We start from the raw sequence: 16,079 nt of genomic DNA, 5'->3' as shown, positions 1-16,079 counted from the left end.
CATGTGTAGCCGACTGCTTCCCCTGACCGGCGTGCTGGCGCTGCTCGCCGTCCTGCTCGTGGGCACCCTGTCCGGGGACCAGGACCGCTTGGAGGAGGCGGCTGACCTCTCCCAGTTCCAGCCCGGCGACATCATCAGCGACGGGATCTTCTTCGACGGCTGGTCGATGGCGGCCGCCGACGTCCAGCGCTTCCTCGACCTGAAGGGCGCCAACTGCCGTACCGGCGCGGACGGCAGCCCGTGCCTGCGGGTCTACGCGCAGGACACCCCCGACCGCGCCGCCGACGCGTCCTGCGCGTTCTACGACGGGCTCCCGGGGGAGACGGCGGCGGAGATCATCGCCAAGGTCGGCCAGGCCTGCGGCATCAACCCCCGCGTGCTGCTGGTGCTGCTGCAGAAGGAGCAGTCGCTGGTGACCGTCTCGGCACCGAAGGCGAGCCAGTACCAGAAGGCGACGGGCTACGCTTGCCCCGACACCGCGCCGTGCGACAGCCTGTACTTCGGTTTCTTCAACCAGGTCTACAGCGCCGCCCACCGGTTCAAGGAGTACGCGGCCCGGCCGCGCAACTACTTCCCCGGCCGGTGGAACACCATCTTGTACCACCCGAACAGCGCCTGCGGCAGCTCGTCGGTGTTCGTCCTCAACCAGGCCACGGCGGGGCTCTACACCTACACGCCCTACCAGCCCAACGCCGCCGCTCTGCGGGCCGGCTACGGCAGCGGCGACGGCTGCTCGGCCTACGGCAACCGGAACTTCTTCAATTACTACACCGACTGGTTCGGCTCCACCCACGAGCCCGGGGCGGCGGCGATCTCGTCCCTCTATAACGCCTCGGCCATCTCCTGGATCGGCGCGCCCACCGAGGCGGTCCGCTGCGGCCTGCCCCGCGGGGGCTGCCACCAGTTCTTCGCCAACGGGGCCATCTACTGGTCCCCGGGCACCGGGGCGCACGCCCTCGGCGGCGCGATCCTGAACGCCTGGAGCTCCCGGCGCTACGAGAACGGGTTCCTGGGCTACCCGGTCGGCGAGGAGCTGCCCACCGCCGACGGCGCCGGCCGGATGCAGAACTTCGAGGGCGGCGCGGTCTTCTGGTCGGCCTCCACCGGGGCCTGGCCGGTGGCCGGCGGCGTCCGCGCAGCCTGGGCGGGTGCCGGGGCCGACGCCGGCCCGCTGGGCTACCCGATCGGCGCTGAGGTGCCCACCGCCGACGGGGTCGGCGTCCTGCAGCTGTTCCGGGGCGGCGCGGTGTTCTACTCGCCGTCCACCGGCGCGCAGCCGGTCCGAGGTGCGGTGCGGGCGGTTTGGGGCGGTCTCGGAGCCGAGACCGGCGTCCTGGGCTACCCGACCAGCCCCGAGCTGCCGACCGCCGACCGCAGCGGCGTCCTGCAGCTGTTCCAGTATGGCGCCGTCTTCTACTCCGACGCCACCGGCGCGCAGCCGGTGTGGGGTGCGATCCGCGTGGCCTGGGGCCGCAGCGGTGCCGAGACCGGCCCGCTGGGCTACCCGCTAGCCGCTGAGCACCCCGGTCCCGACGGCATGGGGACCGCGCAGGACTTCCAGCACGGCTCGGTGTGGTACACCGCCGCCACCGGCGCGCACGCCGTGTCGGGCACGCTCGCCGACGCGTGGGCCGTCCGGGGCGGGGTCACCGGCAGTCTCGGCTGGCCGGTCACCGACGCCCGCCGGGTGAGCGGGGGCGGCGGCACGACGCAGACCTTCCAGAGCGGCGCGCTGTATTCCCTGACCGGCGCCGAGACCGTGCTGGTCCGCGGCGCGGTCCTGGCCGAGTACCTCTCCGAGGACGCCGACGCGGGCGTGCTCGGCCTGCCGCTGGGCGAGGAGACCACCGAGCCAACGGGTCAGGTCCAGCGCTTCCAGCGCGGCATCGTGCACTGGACCGCGTCCACCGGCGCTATCGCGGTGCGCGGCGGCGTCTTGGACGCCTGGACGGCGTCCGGTGGCCTGGCCGGCCCGCTGGGCGCGCCGGTCGCCCGCGAGGCCGACGCCGGCAGCGGCCGCGTGCAGCGCTTCGCCGGCGGCAACGTCTACTGGTCGGGCGCGACCGGCGCCCACACGGTGCGCAGCGCCCTCGTCGCGGGCCTTGAGGAGGCCGGCGGCGTGCTAAGCGCGCTCGGCTTCCCGGTGGCCGAGGAGCGCAGCAGCGGCGCGGCCCGCGTGCAGGACTTCCAGAGCGGCAGCGTCTACGCCACCACCGCCGGCGGTGCCCACGCGGTGCGCGGCGCGGTCGCCACCACCTGGGCGAACGCCGGCGGACTGACGGGCACGCTGGGGGCGCCGACGACAGGGGAGCAGGCCGCCGGCACCGGCGTCGTGCAGCGGTTCACCGGCGGGTCGGTGCACTGGTCGGCCGCTACCGGCGGCCAGGTGGTCAGCGGCCCGGTGGCGACGGCCTACCAGGCCGCTGGCGGCCCGGCCGGCCCCCTCGGGCTGCCGACCGGCCCGCAGGCGGCCTCCGGCGACGCGACGGTGCAGTCCTTCCAGAGCGGCAGCATCTGGTGGACCGCGGCCGGCGGCGCCCACGCAGTTCGCGGCGCGGTCGCGGCGGCCTGGCAGGCCGGCGGCGGCCTCACCGGCCCGCTCGCTGCCCCGACCGGGGACGAGACCGCCGTCGCTGGCGGCGTGGGCCAGGCCTTCGCGGGCGGGACGATCTACTGGTCGACCGCCACGCGGGTGCAGGTCGTCCGCGGCGCGATCGCCGCCGCCTACACCGCGGCGGGCGGGCCCACCGGCCCGCTAGGCTTTCCGACCGCCGGCGAGACGGCGTCCGGGTCCGGCCGGGCCCAGCCGTTCCAGAGCGGCGGCATCTACTGGACGTCGGCCGGCGGCGCCCACCCGGTCCGCGGTGCCATCGGCAGCGTGTGGCTCGCCGGCGGGGGCATCGACGGGCCGCTGGGGGCGCCCACCGGCAACGAGATCGCCGCCGGCCCGGACAGCGCCCAGGCGTTCCGCAACGGCGTCCTGCACTGGTCGGCGGCGTCCTCCGTGCACCGCATGACCCAGCAGGTCCTCGACGCCTACGTCGCCACCGGCGCGTCCGCCGGCTCGCTGGGCGTCCCGGTGAGCGACCTGTACGTCCGCGACGGCCGGCAGCGGGTGGACTTCGCCCACGGGGCCATCGTCGTGCGCAACGGCGTCGCCGAGGTGCAGCAGGGCTGAGCGGGGCTGCTGGGCCGGGCGTGACGGCCGGGTCCGGCAGCACCGGCGGGGGAGGGGAGCGCCCGTTAGAGTCGGGGCGCTCCCCGGGGGTGCGCGACCGTGCCCCGGCTCCCGTGCGGGAGCCGACAGGTCCCGGGGCAGACCCCCGCGCCGCGTGGCCGACGAGCCCGGGCGGGGTCCGGGAACCGGCCCGCAGCCGGGGAGGGGGAAGGTGCGAGATGGGGTGCTCCACGCGGTGAGCGACTCCCGCGGCGGCGCCCCGGTGCGCTCCCGCCCCCGGCTGCCCGCCGTGCTGACGTCGGCGGGCGCGCGCTCGGGGCTGGTCCTGCTGGTCTGCTCGCTGGCCGGGCACGTCGGCAACTACCTCTACTACGTCCTGGCCGCCCGCCTGCTGACGCCGGCGGAGTTCGCCGAGGTCAGTGCCATCACCGGGCTGGCCACCATCGCCTTCATGCCCGCGACCGGGGTGCAGGCCGCGCTGGCCCGCGACACCGCCGCCCTCGAGGCGCGGGGGCTCGACGACCAGGCACGGGCCCTCGGCCGCGCCGTCGCCCGCCGGATGGCCGTCGTGCAGGCCGCCGTCCTGGCGGTGCTGGTGCTCGCCACCCCGGCCGCGGTCGCCGTCCTCGACCTCGGCTCCGCGTGGGTGTGGCTGGTCGGCGCCGCGTGGCTGGTCCTCGGCATGGGCCTCTACGTCGGGCTGGGCAGCCGCCAGGGCCGTGAGCAGTTCGGCCGGGTCGCCGCCGTCCTCGGTGGGCCCATGGGCGTGTTCCGGCCGCTGTTCCTCGTCCCGCTGGCGCTGGTCGCCGGGGTGGTGGGCGCGCTCGGCGCCATGGTCGCGGCCACCGTCGTCGGCCTCGCCGTCCTCGCCGAGCGCCGGCGTGACCGCCCGGTGGACACCGTCGTCCCGCCGCTGCCCGACGTGCGGACGGCGCTGGTGGCCCTGGGAGCCTTCGCCTCGCTGACCAACATCGACCTGCTCGTGGGCAAGGTGACCCTGGGCCCCACCGAGGCCGGCCTCTACGCCTCGGCCGCGCTGCTGGGCAAGGTCGCGCTCTACGGCCCCTCGGCGCTGGCCCTGCTGCTCCTGCCCAAGGTCACCGCGCGGCTGGAGTCCGGGCTCAGCGTCCGCCGCCCAGCGCTGCTGGTCATGGCGGCCACCGTGCTCACCGGCGGCGTCGTCGCCGCGGCGATCGCGCTGGCCCCGGCGTCGCTGGTCACCGGCGTCTTCGGCGCGGCCTACGCCGGCGCCTACTCACTGGCCGCGCCGCTGGCCGTGGCGATGACGCTGCTGGCGCTGGTGCACGTCCACATCATGGTGAGCCTGGCCCGGCGTGACCGGGTGCTCATCGGCGTGGTCGCCCTCGCCGCCGCGGCGCAGGCCGCCGGCCTGCTGCTCCTGGGCAGCTCACCGGGCCGCATCGTGCTCGTCACCACCGTGGTGGCCGCCACGACGCTGGCCGTCCACGAGCTGACCTCGCCCTACGGCCTCGTGCGCCTGGCGCTGCGCGAGCCGGCCGCCCGGCGCCCCACCCCCGTCCCCGACCGCGTCCCGTCCGAGGAGACCCGTTGACGCTCGACATCATGATCCCGTTCTACGGAGACCCGGACATGCTCCGGGCGACCGTCCGGAGCGTCCAGGCGCAGACCGACCCGGACTGGCGGCTGACCGTCGTCGACGACGGCTACCCCGACCCCACCGTGGCCGAGTGGTTCGGCGCGCTGGGCGACCAACGGGTGAGCTACCTGCGCAACGAGGTCAACCTGGGGGCGAACAAGAACTACGAGAAGTGCATCGCCATCGCCCAGCAGCGCGACGTGGTGATCCTCGGCGCCGACGACCTGATGCTGCCCGAGTACGTGGCGGTCGTCTCGGCCGCGCGGGCGGCGCACCCGGAGGCGGCGGTCATCCAGCCGGGCGTGAAGGTCATCGACGAGCACGGCACCGAGGTGCGCACGCTGGTCGACGAGACCAAGAAGCGGCTCTACCAGCCCCGCCTCAGCGGGCGCACGGCGATGGGCGGCGAGGACCTCGCCCGCAGCCTGCTGCGCGGCAACTGGCTGTACTTCCCGGCGCTGTGCTTCGACGTCGCCAAGATCCGCGAGATCGGCTTCCGGCCGGGGCTGCACGTGGTGCAGGACCTGCAGCTGGTGCTCGACCTGCTGATGCGCGGCGAGACGCTGGTGTACGACCCCACCGTCTGCTTCGCCTACCGCCGGCACTCCGGCAGCGACTCGTCCTGGCGGGCCCTCGACGGCACCCGCTTCGACGAGGAGCGCCGGTTCTTCCTCACCGCCGCCGACGAGCTCGAGGCGCTCGGCTGGTCGCGCGCCGCCCGGGCGGCGCGGGTGCACGCCTCCTCGCGGCTGCACGCGCTCACCTACCTGCCGGCGGCGGTGAGGCGGCGCCGTCCCGACGCCGTCCGCACGCTACTGCGGCACGGCCTTGGTGGGCTGCCCGGCTCCCTGGTGCCGCGCCACCGCGCCTCCTGACGCTCGCCGCACGGCGAAGGGCCGGCGCCTCACCCGCGGGGAGGCGCCGGCCCTTCGTCGTCGTGCGGTCAGCCCTCAGCGTCGTCGGTGCCGTTGTCGTCCCCGGGCGGGAGGCAGGCCGGCACAGGCGCGCTCGGGCTGTCGGTGAGGTGCACGGCGAACACCCGGACACCGGGCTCCCGGTGGACCAGCTCGAGCGACGGCGAGCCGTCGATCCCGCGCAGGCCCGGCAGGCGGGTGTAGTCCGGCCGGATGTACCCGCTGCCGAGGAACACGTAGCGGATGTCGAGGTCCTCGATGGCCCGGCGCACGGCGGGGTCGGAGTCCAGGCAGTTGAAGTGTTCGACGAGCAGCTGCTGGGTCGGGCCCATCCGCGGGATCAGCCGCGGCTCGACGATGTGCCCGAACAGCGGGTGCAGCCCGGTGACCGCCGATAGGTAGGCCGACCCGTCGTTGGCGTCGTTCATCACCGAGCCGCCCGTGGAGTGGTCGGCCAACCACCGCATCGCCGTGATCTCGTCGTGGTCGAGCATGTCGTCGCGCTGGTAGTTCCCGGCGACCCGCGTGCTGTTGAGCGGCGCGTACAGCCCCTCGGTGAGCACCACCAGCAGCAGCAGGCCAGCGAGGACCAGGACACAGGCCGGCGCCGGGCCGCGGACCGCCGCCACCCGTCCGCCCAGCCGGCGACGCACCGCGAGCGCGAGCGTGCGCGCCACCGTCCACAGCGCGTGCGCCGCCAGCGGGGCCAGCCCCAGCACGACCAGCGCAGCGAACCGCCACCGGTCGTTCCACCAGGGCCGGGTGAGGTCGGCGACCAGCTGGTCGTCCGAGGACGCCGCCATGACGAACAGCACGAACGGGACGACGGCGCCGGCCAGCCAGGCCCACATGTAGCCGGCGCGGTGGACAGTCAGCAGCCCGACGAGCACCAGCACGCCGAGCCATAGCTGCGGCGCGGGCAGCTCGTGGTTGACCAGCAGCAGGTCACCCACGGCCTGGCCCGGTGACTCGATGGCCGGCCAGTCGACGTCCGCACCGGCCGAGGAGGTGGCGACGGCGCCGAGGACGGCGGGGGCGGCGATCACCAGCGCGGACACCCCGCCGGCCGCCAGGATGACGAGGTCGCCGCCGATTGACGACGGCGACCGCCACCAGCGCACGACCAGCCAGACCAGCACGAACAGCGCCGCCGAGAGCGCGGTGCTCGGGTGCAGGCCCAGCAGCCCGGCCGCGCCGAGGGCGAACAGCAGGGTGGGCGCGGTCCGGTGCAGGTCGAGGACGACATCGAGCAGCAGCACGAACGCCGGCACGACGGCCACGCCGGCGGCGTAGGGCAGCAGCGGACCGCGCCAGAGCACGTCGTAGGGGAAGGCGGCGAACCCGGCCAGCAGGACCGGCGTCACCGCGGCGACCGGCAGCGGGGCGCGCAGCCGGTGCAGCAGCCCGGCCAGGCCGAGACCGGCGACCAGGCAGACGATCATCGACTGGCTGTTGAGGACCTCGAACACCGTCCCGCCAGTGAGGTCGCGGACGACGGCGGCCACGCCGTGAAAGGTGTTCGGGTAGTAGAAGGAGGTCGACTCCCAATCGTTGATCCGCGCCATCGCCGCAGGGGCGAGGTCGCCGGAGTCGGCGATCAGCCGCACGGCGCTGGAGTGGAAGACGTAGTCCCAGTCCTGGTTCGGGGTGTCCAGCCGGCCGAAGCCGTCGCGCAGCACGGCCGCGGCGAGCACGCCCCCGGTTAGCACCCCGGCGATCACGACGAGCTCGCGCCAGCCCGGGTGGGACAGGCGCTCGACCTCGACCCGCCGGTGCCACGGCAGCCGTCGTCCGGTGAGCAGCCGCAGCCCGACGACGCCGGCGCCGACCAGCAGCGTGGCCAGTACCAGTGTCCACGGCTGCCACGGGAAGGCGACGGCGGAGGCGACCGTCGCGGCGAGGGTCACCACGCCGTAGGTGAGCACCGGGGCCACCGCCACCGCGGTGCCGGGACGCAGCTCGGCCAGCAGGGCGAGGACCAGTCCGGGGAGGACGAGGACGAGTGCGCTCACCACCGGGACGAGGACGTCGTGCAAGGTCACGGAGGAGGTCCAGACTGTGCGGTCGGCCCGCGCGGGCCGGGGGAGCGGTCGCTCGCCACCGTACGACAGCAGCGACCCGGGACCGGTCCGTCCGCCACCCCACGCGGTGCTCCCGGAACGGGTGTCCCACCGGTCCCGCCGACCCCAGCGCGGACGGCTCGGGGCAGGGGCCGCAGGTAGCGTGGACCAGCGTGGCACTCGCACAACCGGCCGGACGCACGTTCACCGCGGCCGTCGTCGACCTCCGGCGCGGCTGGGAGCAGCGGTCGCTGTGGGGACACCTGGGCTGGCAGGACATCCGCCAGCGCTACCGGCGCTCGGTCCTCGGGCCGGTGTGGATCACCATCAGCATGGCGGTCACGGCCGTCGCGCTGGGCATCCTCTACTCGGGCCTGTTCGACATCGAGCTGGCGCGGCTCCTGCCGCACGTCCTCGTCGGGTTCATCGTCTGGGCCTTCATCAGCGGCTGCATCGCCGAGGGCTCCGAGGTGTTCATCGCCAACGAGGGGCTGATCAAGCACCTGCCCTCGCCGCTGTCGGTGCACGTGTACCGGCTGGTCTGGCGGCAGACGCTGTTCTTCGCGCACAACCTGATCGTCTACCTGGTCATGCTGCTGGTCTTCCCGCAGCCGTTGAAGTGGACTGTCGTCTACGCCATCCCCGCATTCGCCCTGCTCGCTGTCAACGGCGCGTGGGTGGCCCTGGCTGTCGGCATCATCACCGCCCGTTTCCGCGACATCCTGCCGATCACCCAGAGCGTCGTGCAGCTGGCGTTCTTCCTGACGCCGATCGTCTGGATCTACGACGAGCTCATCAACAGCCCCAACCCCGCGATCGCCGAACGGGCCCGGCTGGCCGAGTTCAACCCCTTCCTGCACTTCCTGGAGATCATCCGCCGTCCGCTGCTGGGCCAGGACCAGCAGCTGCGGTACTGGGTGGTCGTCCTCGCCATCACCGTGGCCGGCTGGGCGCTGACGATGCTCGTCCTGCGCCGCTACCGGTCCCGCGTCTCCTACTGGGTGTGAGCGTGTCGAACAACTCCACGGTGAGCGCCGGTCCGGTCAGCATCACGACCAAGGACGCCTGCGTCGACTTCCCGATCTTCGACGCCAAGAGCCGCTCGCTGAAGAAGACCGTCATGGGTCTGGTCGGCGGCAACATCGACAGCGGCAGCAAGGTGCCGGTCATCGAGGCGCTGCGGAATGTCACCCTCAGCCTCGAGCACGGCGCCCGGGTCGGCCTCGTCGGCCACAACGGCGCCGGCAAGTCCACGCTGCTGCGTCTGCTGTCGGGCATCTACGAGCCCACCCGCGGGGTGGCCGAGATCCGCGGTCGGGTGGCCCCGGTGTTCGACCTCGGCGTCGGCATGGACCCCGAGATCTCCGGCCTCGAGAACATCATGATCCGCGGCCTGTTTCTCGGGATGACCCGCAGGCAGATGGAGGCGCGGGTCGATGACATCGCCGACTTCACCGAGCTCGGCGACTTCCTGCGCATGCCGCTGCGCACTTACTCCACCGGCATGCGGGTGCGCCTCGCCCTCGGTGTGGTCACCAGCATCGACCCGGAGATCCTGCTCCTCGACGAGGGCATCGGGGCGGTCGACGCCGCCTTCCTCGAGAAGAGCAAGCAGCGGCTGGTCGAGCTCGTCGAGCGCTCCGGCCTGCTGGTCTTCGCCTCGCACTCCGACGAGTTCCTCCGCGAGCTGTGCGACACCGCCATCTGGATGGAGCACGGCCAGGTCAAGCAGCAGGGCGAGCTGAACGAGGTGCTGCACGCCTACAAGGGCCTGCCCGCGTGACCTCCGCGACCGAGTCGGCGGCGGAGGAGCGCATCGTCGCCGTCGTCGTCACCCGGCACCGGCGCGAGCTGCTGACCGGGAGCCTGGCTGCGATCGCCGCGCAGACCCGTCCGGTCGACCACGTGATCGTCGTCGACAACGGCCCCGATGAGTCAGCCGCCGATGTCGTGGCGGCCAGTGGCCTGCCGACCACGCATCTGCCTAGTCAGCGCAACCTCGGCGGTGCCGGGGGGTTCGCCTACGGCATGCTGCACGCGCTGGCTACCGGCGCGGACTGGGTGTGGTGCGCCGACGACGACGGCCGACCCGCCGACGACACCGTGCTCGCGACCCTGCTCGCCGCCGCCCGCCGACACGGGCTGGCCGAGGTCAGCCCCTTGGTCACCGACATGGCCGACCCCGAGCGGCTGGCCTTTCCGCTCCGCCGCGGCCTGACCTGGCGCCGCCGCCGCAGTGACTTCGCCGGCCTGGACCTGTTACCGAACTATGCCTCGCTGTTCAACGGGGCGCTGTTCCGCGCCGACACGCTCGACGTCGTCGGGGTCCCCGACTACCGGCTGTTCTTCCGCGGCGATGAGACCGAGGTCCACCGCCGGATGCTGCGCGCCGGCCTACGCTTCGGCACTTGTCCGCAGGCGGCCTACCTCCATCCCGAGGGGACGACGGAGTTCGCGCCGATCCTCGGCGGCCGGCTGTCGGCGCAGTACCCGGCCGACGAGGTCAAGCGGTACTTCACCTATCGCAACCGCGGCTACTTGATGGCCCAGCCGGGGATGCGCTGGCTGCGGCCGCTGGAGACCGTCCGGTTCGGCTGGTTCTTCCTCGTCTCCCGCCGCGATCCCACCGGCTGGCGAGAGTGGCGACGGCTCACCCGCGCCGGCCGTCGAGAACGCCTCACCCGCCCCTGACACAGACGACGGCGACCCCACACCCGAGAGGGTGCGGGGCCGCCGTCGACCGCGGTCTCAGCGACGGGCGTCCCCGCCGGTGAAGGCGCGCTCCCAGTTCTCGGGAGAGGTGAGCTCGCCGAGGTGTGCGCGGTAGCGCTCGGCCAGCTCCGGGAACTCGCGGTAGAGCCGCGCGTGCACGCGGATCGAGTGCCGCAGCATCCGCCAGAACGTCTGCGGCTCCCGGCGCCGGAAGGTCACGCCGCGGCCGTCGGCGGTACCAACGGTGGCGCTGTCCAGACGCGACAGCAGGAACCACCGGGCGTCCTGAGCGCTGATGTTGAGCTCCGGGCGCTCCTGTGTCTCCGGCTTGGGTGGCCGCACGTTGTGCAGCAGCGCCGCGAGGAGGGTCCGGCCGATCGTCGCCGGGGTCGTCGGCGGCTTCATGAACCGCTCGGCCTTGACCGCGCCCATCGAGGGCATGGGCAGGTCAGACGACGAGGGCAGCACGCGGCCGTCGGGGTAGTCCCCCTGGTGCTCCAGCGCCGTGGGCAGCGCGGTGGGCAGCAGCGGGAACAGCCGCTCGGGGCCGGCGAGGAAGTCGTCGTACGCCCGGTGGTGCAGCGCCGCGGTCGCGTACTGCAGCATGATCAGGAACTTAAGGTCGAACTTGAAGGTGTCCCGCAGCAACGTCCCGCCCCGCTTGTACTGCGTGTGCAGTGCGGCGGCCACCAGGCGGTTGCGGGTGTGGAAGTAGGCCTGCCAACCGGCGGTGTCGTCCTTGTCGCTCCAGGACAGGTGCCAGACGGCCACGCCCGGCAGCGTCGCCACGGGGAAGCCGTTCTCTCGGGCGCGGATGCCGTACTCGGCGTCGTCCCACTTGATGAACACCGGCAGGGCCAAGCCCTGGTGCTCCATCGTCTCGCGAGGGATGAGGCACATCCACCAGCCGGTGTAGTCGACGTCGATGCGGCGGTGCAAGGCGCCGGAGTTGCGCAGGCTCTGCTTGGCGAAGTCGTGCGCGTACTCGGTGTTGGGCGCGGCCCGCCAGAAGAACTTGTCCGGGGCCACGACCTCGCCCATGGTGTGCAGCACCGAGCGGTCCTGCAGTGCCAGCATCTGGCCGCCCACGACCATCGGCTTCTTGGCGAATCGCGCGAAGGCGAAGACTCGGGCGATGCTGTCCGGCTCGATCTGCACGTCATCGTCGAGCAGCAGGTGGTGGGTGGCGTCGGTCGCTGTCAGCGACTCGTACATCGTCCGGGAGAATCCACCGCTGCCGCCGAGGTTGCCCTGCTCGACCAGCCGCAGTCGGCCGGCGAGGCCGGCCTCGGCTGCGGTGAAGCCCGCCGCGTCACGGACCTTCTTGGTGCCCTGATCGGCGACGATGACCGTGGAGATCTGGTCCCGAACGATCTCGTCGTCGGCCAGTGCCTGCAGCGCGGCCACGCAGTCGTCGGGCCGGTTGAACGTGCAGATGCCGATCGACAGGCGCGCGTCGCGCTCAGGTGCCTGCGGCGCCCACCAGGCGGCGTCCCGGACCGTCAGAGCGGCGTCGTCGGCGGTGAGGTCGAACCAGTACCAGCCGCCGTCCTCGAACGGTCTCAGGTCGAGCTCGAGCTCCAGCCGGCGGTCCTCCCCGGTGGTGGTCGCACCCGTGACGTGGATGATGCTGCCGTCGGCCTTGGACCGGTAGACGTCGATGCGGCCGGGGCCGGACAGGGTCATCCCGAGCACCACCTGGCTCAGCACCGTCCACCGCCGCCAGTAGCTGGCCGGGAAGGCGTTGAAGTAGGTGGCGAAGGAGACCTCGGCCCCAGCCGCCACGGTGGCGTCGGCGCGCGACCTCGACTTGACCCGCTTGGTGCGGTCCTCGTCGACATAGAGCGAGCGGACCTTCAGCGGGTCACCGGGGCGAGGGAGGATCACCCGCTGTAGCAGGGTGACGCCCTTGCCCGACGCCAAGTCCTCGGTCGAGAGCTCGCTGACCCGCTCCGGGGAGACGGGGGACTGCATCGTCGTCATAGTTCAGTCCTCCAGGCGGCCGTCGAGGGAACCACCCTCGTCGAAGAACGGGCGGATGCGGTTGTCGAACATGGACAGGGCCGAGCCGATGGCCATGTGCATGTCCAGGTACTTGTAGGTGCCCAGGCGGCCGCCGAAGAGCACGCGCCGCTCCGCGGCCTCCTTCTTGGCCAGCTCGCGGTAGCGCTCGAGCTTCGCGCGGTCCTCGGGCGTGTTGATCGGGTAGTACGGCTCGTCGCCGGTCTCGGCGAAGCGCGAGTACTCGCGGACCACGACCGTCTTGTCGGCCGGGTAGTCCCGCTCCGGGTGGAAGTGCCGGAACTCGTGGATGCGGGTGAAGGGCACGTCCTCGTCGGCGTAGTTCATGACCGAGGTGCCCTGGAAGTCGCCGATCGGCAGGACCTCGGTCTCGAAGTCCAGCGTGCGCCAGCCGAGCTCGCCGGCCTCGTAGTCGAAGTACTTGTCGATCGGGCCGGTGAAGACCGTCGGCACGTCGGCGGGCAGCTCGTCGCGCACGTCGAACCAGTCCGTCGACAGCCGCACCTCGATGTTGGGGTGGTCGGCCATCCTCTGCAGCCACGTGGTGTAGCCGCCGACCGGCAGGCCCTCGTAGGTGTCGTTGAAGTACCGGTTGTCGAACGTGTAGCGCACGGGCAGGCGGGCGATGACGGCGGCGGGCAGCTCGGTGGGGTCAGTCTGCCACTGCTTCTTGGTGTAGCCGCGGATGAACGCCTCGTAGAGCGGGCGGCCGATCAGCGAGATCGCCTTCTCCTCGAGGTTCTGCGCCTCGGCGGTGTCGATCTCGCCGGCCTGCTCGGCCACCAGCGTCCGCGCCTCGGAGGGCGAGAAGCTCTTGTCGAAGTACTGGCAGATGGTGGCCAGGTTGATCGGCAGCGAGTACGTCTTGCCCGCGTAGATCGAGTACACCTTGTGCTGGTACTTCGTGAACTCGGTGAACTGGTTGACGTACTGCCAGACCCGCTCGTTGGACGTGTGGAACAGGTGGGCGCCGTACCGGTGGATCTCGATCCCGGTCTCGGGCTCCGGCTCGGAGTAGGCGTTGCCCCCGATGTGGTCGCGACGGTCGAGGACGAGCACGCGCTTGTCCAGCTGGCTGGCCACCCGTTCGGCGACGGTCAGGCCGAAGAAGCCGGAACCGACGACGACGAGGTCAGGACGGGCTGAGGTCACGCCTGGCGACTGTACCGGCGCGGCTCCTCCCGCTCCGGCCCGAGCGGGGGTGTCCGGCGGCTTTCGTGACGGGCCCGTCCCCCTCGTCCCACCGGTCACACCAGCCGGTCCCGTCCCGGGCCTGCGGGGGCGGGGAGGGCGGCGCCTTCTACAGTCGCCCCGTGCCCCCCTCCGCTGCTGGCCGACCACTGCGCGTGGTGGCGGTGACCTACTCGCCCGGGGAGGCGCTCGAGGGGTTCGTGACCTCCCTGGCGCACGCGACGACGTCACCGGTCGAGGTCGTGCTCGCCGACAACGGCTCCACCGACGGCGTCCCGGAGGACGTCGCGGCCCGGTACGAGCAGGTGCGGCTGCTGCGCACCGGCGGCAACGTCGGGTACGGCGCGGCGGTCAACGCGGGCCTCGCCGGGGCGGCGGAGGGGTACGCCCTGGTGGCCAACCCCGACGTCCGCTTCGAGCCCGGCGCCGTCGACGAGCTGCTCGCCGTCGCCGCCCGCTGGCCCCGCGCGGCGACCGTCGGCCCGGCCATCCGCACCCCCGAGGGCGAGCTGTACCCGTCGGCGCGCGACCTGCCGCGGCTGTCGACCGGCGCGGGGCACGCGCTGTTGGGCTGGGCGTGGCCGGCCAACCCCTGGACGGCGCGCTACCGCCGCGAGCGGGAGGCGCCGCGCGAGCGCACCGCCGGCTGGCTGTCGGGCTCCTGCTTCCTCGTCGACCTCGCGGCGTTCTGGTCCGTCGGTGGCTTCGACCCCGGCTACTTCATGTACTTCGAGGACGTCGACCTCGCCGAGCGGCTGGGTCGGGCCGGCTACCTGCACGTCTACGCGCCGTCGGCGGTCGTCGTGCACGAGGGCGGCCACGCCACCCGGCGCGAGCCGCACCGCATGCAGCGGGTGCACCACACCAGCGCCCTGCGCTACCTGGCCGGCCAGTACCCCGGCCGGCGGCACGCGCCGCTGCGCGGCGCGCTCCGGGCCGGGCTCGGTGCCCGGATGCTGGTCTCCTACGTCAGCGGCCGCGTGGCCGCCGGCGCCCGCTTCCAGCGCCGTGCCGACGACGTCGGCCGCGGCCGACGAGGTGCCGACGACGTCGGCCGCGGCCGACGAGGTGCCGGCGACCTGGCCCGCGCCGCCCAGGTGCGCCGGAGGGCCGGCGCATGAGGCACGCCGTGATCATGGCCGGCGGCTCGGGCACCCGGCTGTGGCCGCTGTCGCGCGCCGCGCGGCCCAAGCAGCTCCTGGACGTCGTCGGGGACGCCGACGGCGGCGGAGCGCACAGCCTGCTGGCCGAGGCCTTCGCCCGGCTGGAGACCGTGCTGCCCGCCGAGCGGATCTGGGTGTGCACCGCCGCCCGGTACGGCGCGCAGGTGCAGGCCGCCCTCCCGCGGCTGCGGCCGGACCGGCTGGTGCTCGAGCCGGTGGCCCGGGACACCGCCAACGCCGTCGGGCTGGCCGCCGCGCTCGTGGCCGAGGCCGACCCCGACGCCGAGCTCGCCGTCGTCAGCGCCGACCACGTCATCCGCCCCGTCGAGCGCTTCGCCGCCGCGCTGGGCGCGGCCTACGACGCGCTGGCCGGGCGCCCGCGGGCGCTGGTCACCCTCGGCATGCGGCCCACCGCGCCGGCCACCGGCTTCGGCTACGTGCGCCGCGGCGCCCCGGCCGGCGTGCCCGGCGTCGCCGAGGCTGCCGCCTTCAAGGAGAAGCCCGACCGCGCCACCGCCGAGGCCTACCTCGCGTCGGGGGAGTACCTGTGGAACTCCGGCATGTTCGTGTGGCGGGCCCGCACCGTCCTCGAGGCGCTGGCCGAGCACCTGCCGGCCACCGCCGGGGGGCTGGCGCAGGTCCTCGCCGCCCCCGCCGGGCCGGCGCGCGACGCCGTCCTCGCCGAGGTGTTCCCGACCCTGCCGAAGACCAGCGTCGACTACGCCGTCCTCGAGCCGGCCGCCACCGAGCCCGGCCGGGTGCTCGTCGCCGACCTCGACGCCGAGTGGCTCGACGTGGGCTCGTGGCCGGCGCTCGCGCAGACCCTGGCCGGGCAGGACGGCAACGCCGTCGCCGGGCTCGCGGTGACGCTCGACAGTGCGGGCAACATCGTCTTCAGCGACGACCCGGGGCACGTGGTGGCCCTGGTCGGGGTCCGCGACAGCGTCGTCGTCGCCACCGCCGACGTGACGATGGTCTGCCCGGTGGGCGACGCCGAGCGCGTCAAGCAGCTGCTGGCCGCCGTCGAGGAGCGGTTCGGCGCCCGCTACAGCTGAGGGCGCCCGCCGTCCGTCCGGGTGCACCCGGCGCGGGTGACCCTTCCGTCACACCCACCCCGCGCACGTCCCCGCGCGCGCCGGTCGGGCCGTTACCGTGGCCGCAGCCGCGTCGCCGCGTCCACCCGACGGCGGGGCGCACCCGGACGGAGACCCCTCGTGCCCG

At 73.6% G+C, this 16,079-nt stretch carries 11 protein-coding genes; 8 read left to right on the top strand and 3 right to left on the bottom strand.

What is annotated here, in order from left to right; all coding sequences use genetic code 11:
* Position 1 precedes the first annotated feature (1 nt).
* From ACU616_RS04220 to ACU616_RS04210, 3 genes are all read left to right on the top strand, one after another.
* Positions 2 to 3,178: a hypothetical protein gene (locus tag ACU616_RS04220; protein ID WP_446757241.1), complete on the top strand. Its 3,177-nt coding sequence runs from the start codon at positions 2 to 4 to the stop codon at positions 3,176 to 3,178.
* A 235-nt stretch (positions 3,179 to 3,413) separates the two neighbouring features.
* Positions 3,414 to 4,751, top strand: a complete 1,338-nt coding sequence (locus ACU616_RS04215) for a lipopolysaccharide biosynthesis protein (protein WP_446757240.1) — start codon at positions 3,414 to 3,416, stop codon at positions 4,749 to 4,751.
* Positions 4,748 to 5,671, top strand: a complete 924-nt coding sequence (locus tag ACU616_RS04210; protein ID WP_446757239.1) for a glycosyltransferase family 2 protein — start codon at positions 4,748 to 4,750, stop codon at positions 5,669 to 5,671. The genes ACU616_RS04215 and ACU616_RS04210 overlap by 4 nt, the downstream gene beginning before the upstream one ends.
* Before the next feature lie 68 nt (positions 5,672 to 5,739).
* Here ACU616_RS04210 and ACU616_RS04205 read toward each other — a convergent pair whose 3' ends face one another.
* Positions 5,740 to 7,752, bottom strand: a complete 2,013-nt coding sequence (locus tag ACU616_RS04205; protein WP_446757238.1) for a DUF6541 family protein — start codon at positions 7,750 to 7,752, stop codon at positions 5,740 to 5,742.
* A gap of 191 nt (positions 7,753 to 7,943) precedes the next feature.
* Here ACU616_RS04205 and wzm point away from each other — a divergent pair, with 191 nt between their 5' ends.
* Genes wzm through glfT1 form a run of 3 tightly spaced genes read left to right on the top strand, consistent with a single transcriptional unit; the run spans position 7,944 to position 10,461 of the window.
* A complete protein-coding gene (gene wzm, locus ACU616_RS04200; protein WP_446757237.1) occupies positions 7,944 to 8,777 on the top strand; it encodes a galactan export ABC transporter permease subunit Wzm/RfbD in 834 nt (277 codons plus the stop codon).
* Positions 8,774 to 9,553, top strand: a complete 780-nt coding sequence (gene wzt, locus ACU616_RS04195) for a galactan export ABC transporter ATP-binding subunit Wzt/RfbE (RefSeq protein WP_446757236.1) — start codon at positions 8,774 to 8,776, stop codon at positions 9,551 to 9,553. Before wzm ends, wzt begins: the two co-directional genes overlap by 4 nt.
* The gene (gene glfT1, locus ACU616_RS04190; RefSeq protein WP_446757235.1) at positions 9,550 to 10,461 is read left to right on the top strand and encodes a galactofuranosyltransferase GlfT1; all 912 of its coding nucleotides are present in this window, start codon (positions 9,550 to 9,552) and stop codon (positions 10,459 to 10,461) included. The genes wzt and glfT1 overlap by 4 nt, the downstream gene beginning before the upstream one ends.
* A 57-nt stretch (positions 10,462 to 10,518) precedes the next feature.
* On the opposite strand, the gene ACU616_RS04185 is transcribed toward glfT1, so the two are convergent.
* Both ACU616_RS04185 and glf read right to left on the bottom strand, forming a co-directional pair.
* Positions 10,519 to 12,465 (bottom strand): glycosyltransferase, encoded by a 1,947-nt coding sequence (locus tag ACU616_RS04185; protein WP_446757234.1) that lies wholly within the window; start codon positions 12,463 to 12,465, stop codon positions 10,519 to 10,521.
* A gap of 3 nt (positions 12,466 to 12,468) precedes the next feature.
* Positions 12,469 to 13,656: a UDP-galactopyranose mutase gene (gene glf / locus ACU616_RS04180; protein ID WP_446757233.1), complete on the bottom strand. Its 1,188-nt coding sequence runs from the start codon at positions 13,654 to 13,656 to the stop codon at positions 12,469 to 12,471.
* A gap of 161 nt (positions 13,657 to 13,817) precedes the next feature.
* Between glf and ACU616_RS04175 the strand changes: the two genes are divergently transcribed.
* Positions 13,818 to 14,816: a glycosyltransferase family 2 protein gene (locus ACU616_RS04175; RefSeq protein ID WP_446757232.1), complete on the top strand. Its 999-nt coding sequence runs from the start codon at positions 13,818 to 13,820 to the stop codon at positions 14,814 to 14,816.
* On the top strand, positions 14,813 to 15,913 hold the full coding sequence (locus ACU616_RS04170) for a mannose-1-phosphate guanylyltransferase (RefSeq protein WP_446757231.1): 1,101 nt from the start codon (positions 14,813 to 14,815) through the stop codon (positions 15,911 to 15,913). Before ACU616_RS04175 ends, ACU616_RS04170 begins: the two co-directional genes overlap by 4 nt.
* Positions 15,914 to 16,079: the final 166 nt, after the last annotated feature.

Source organism: Geodermatophilus sp. URMC 62, assembly GCF_052931475.1.
The sequence above is the reverse complement of the archived record's forward strand: the minus strand, read 5'-3'. Positions and strand labels throughout refer to the sequence as shown.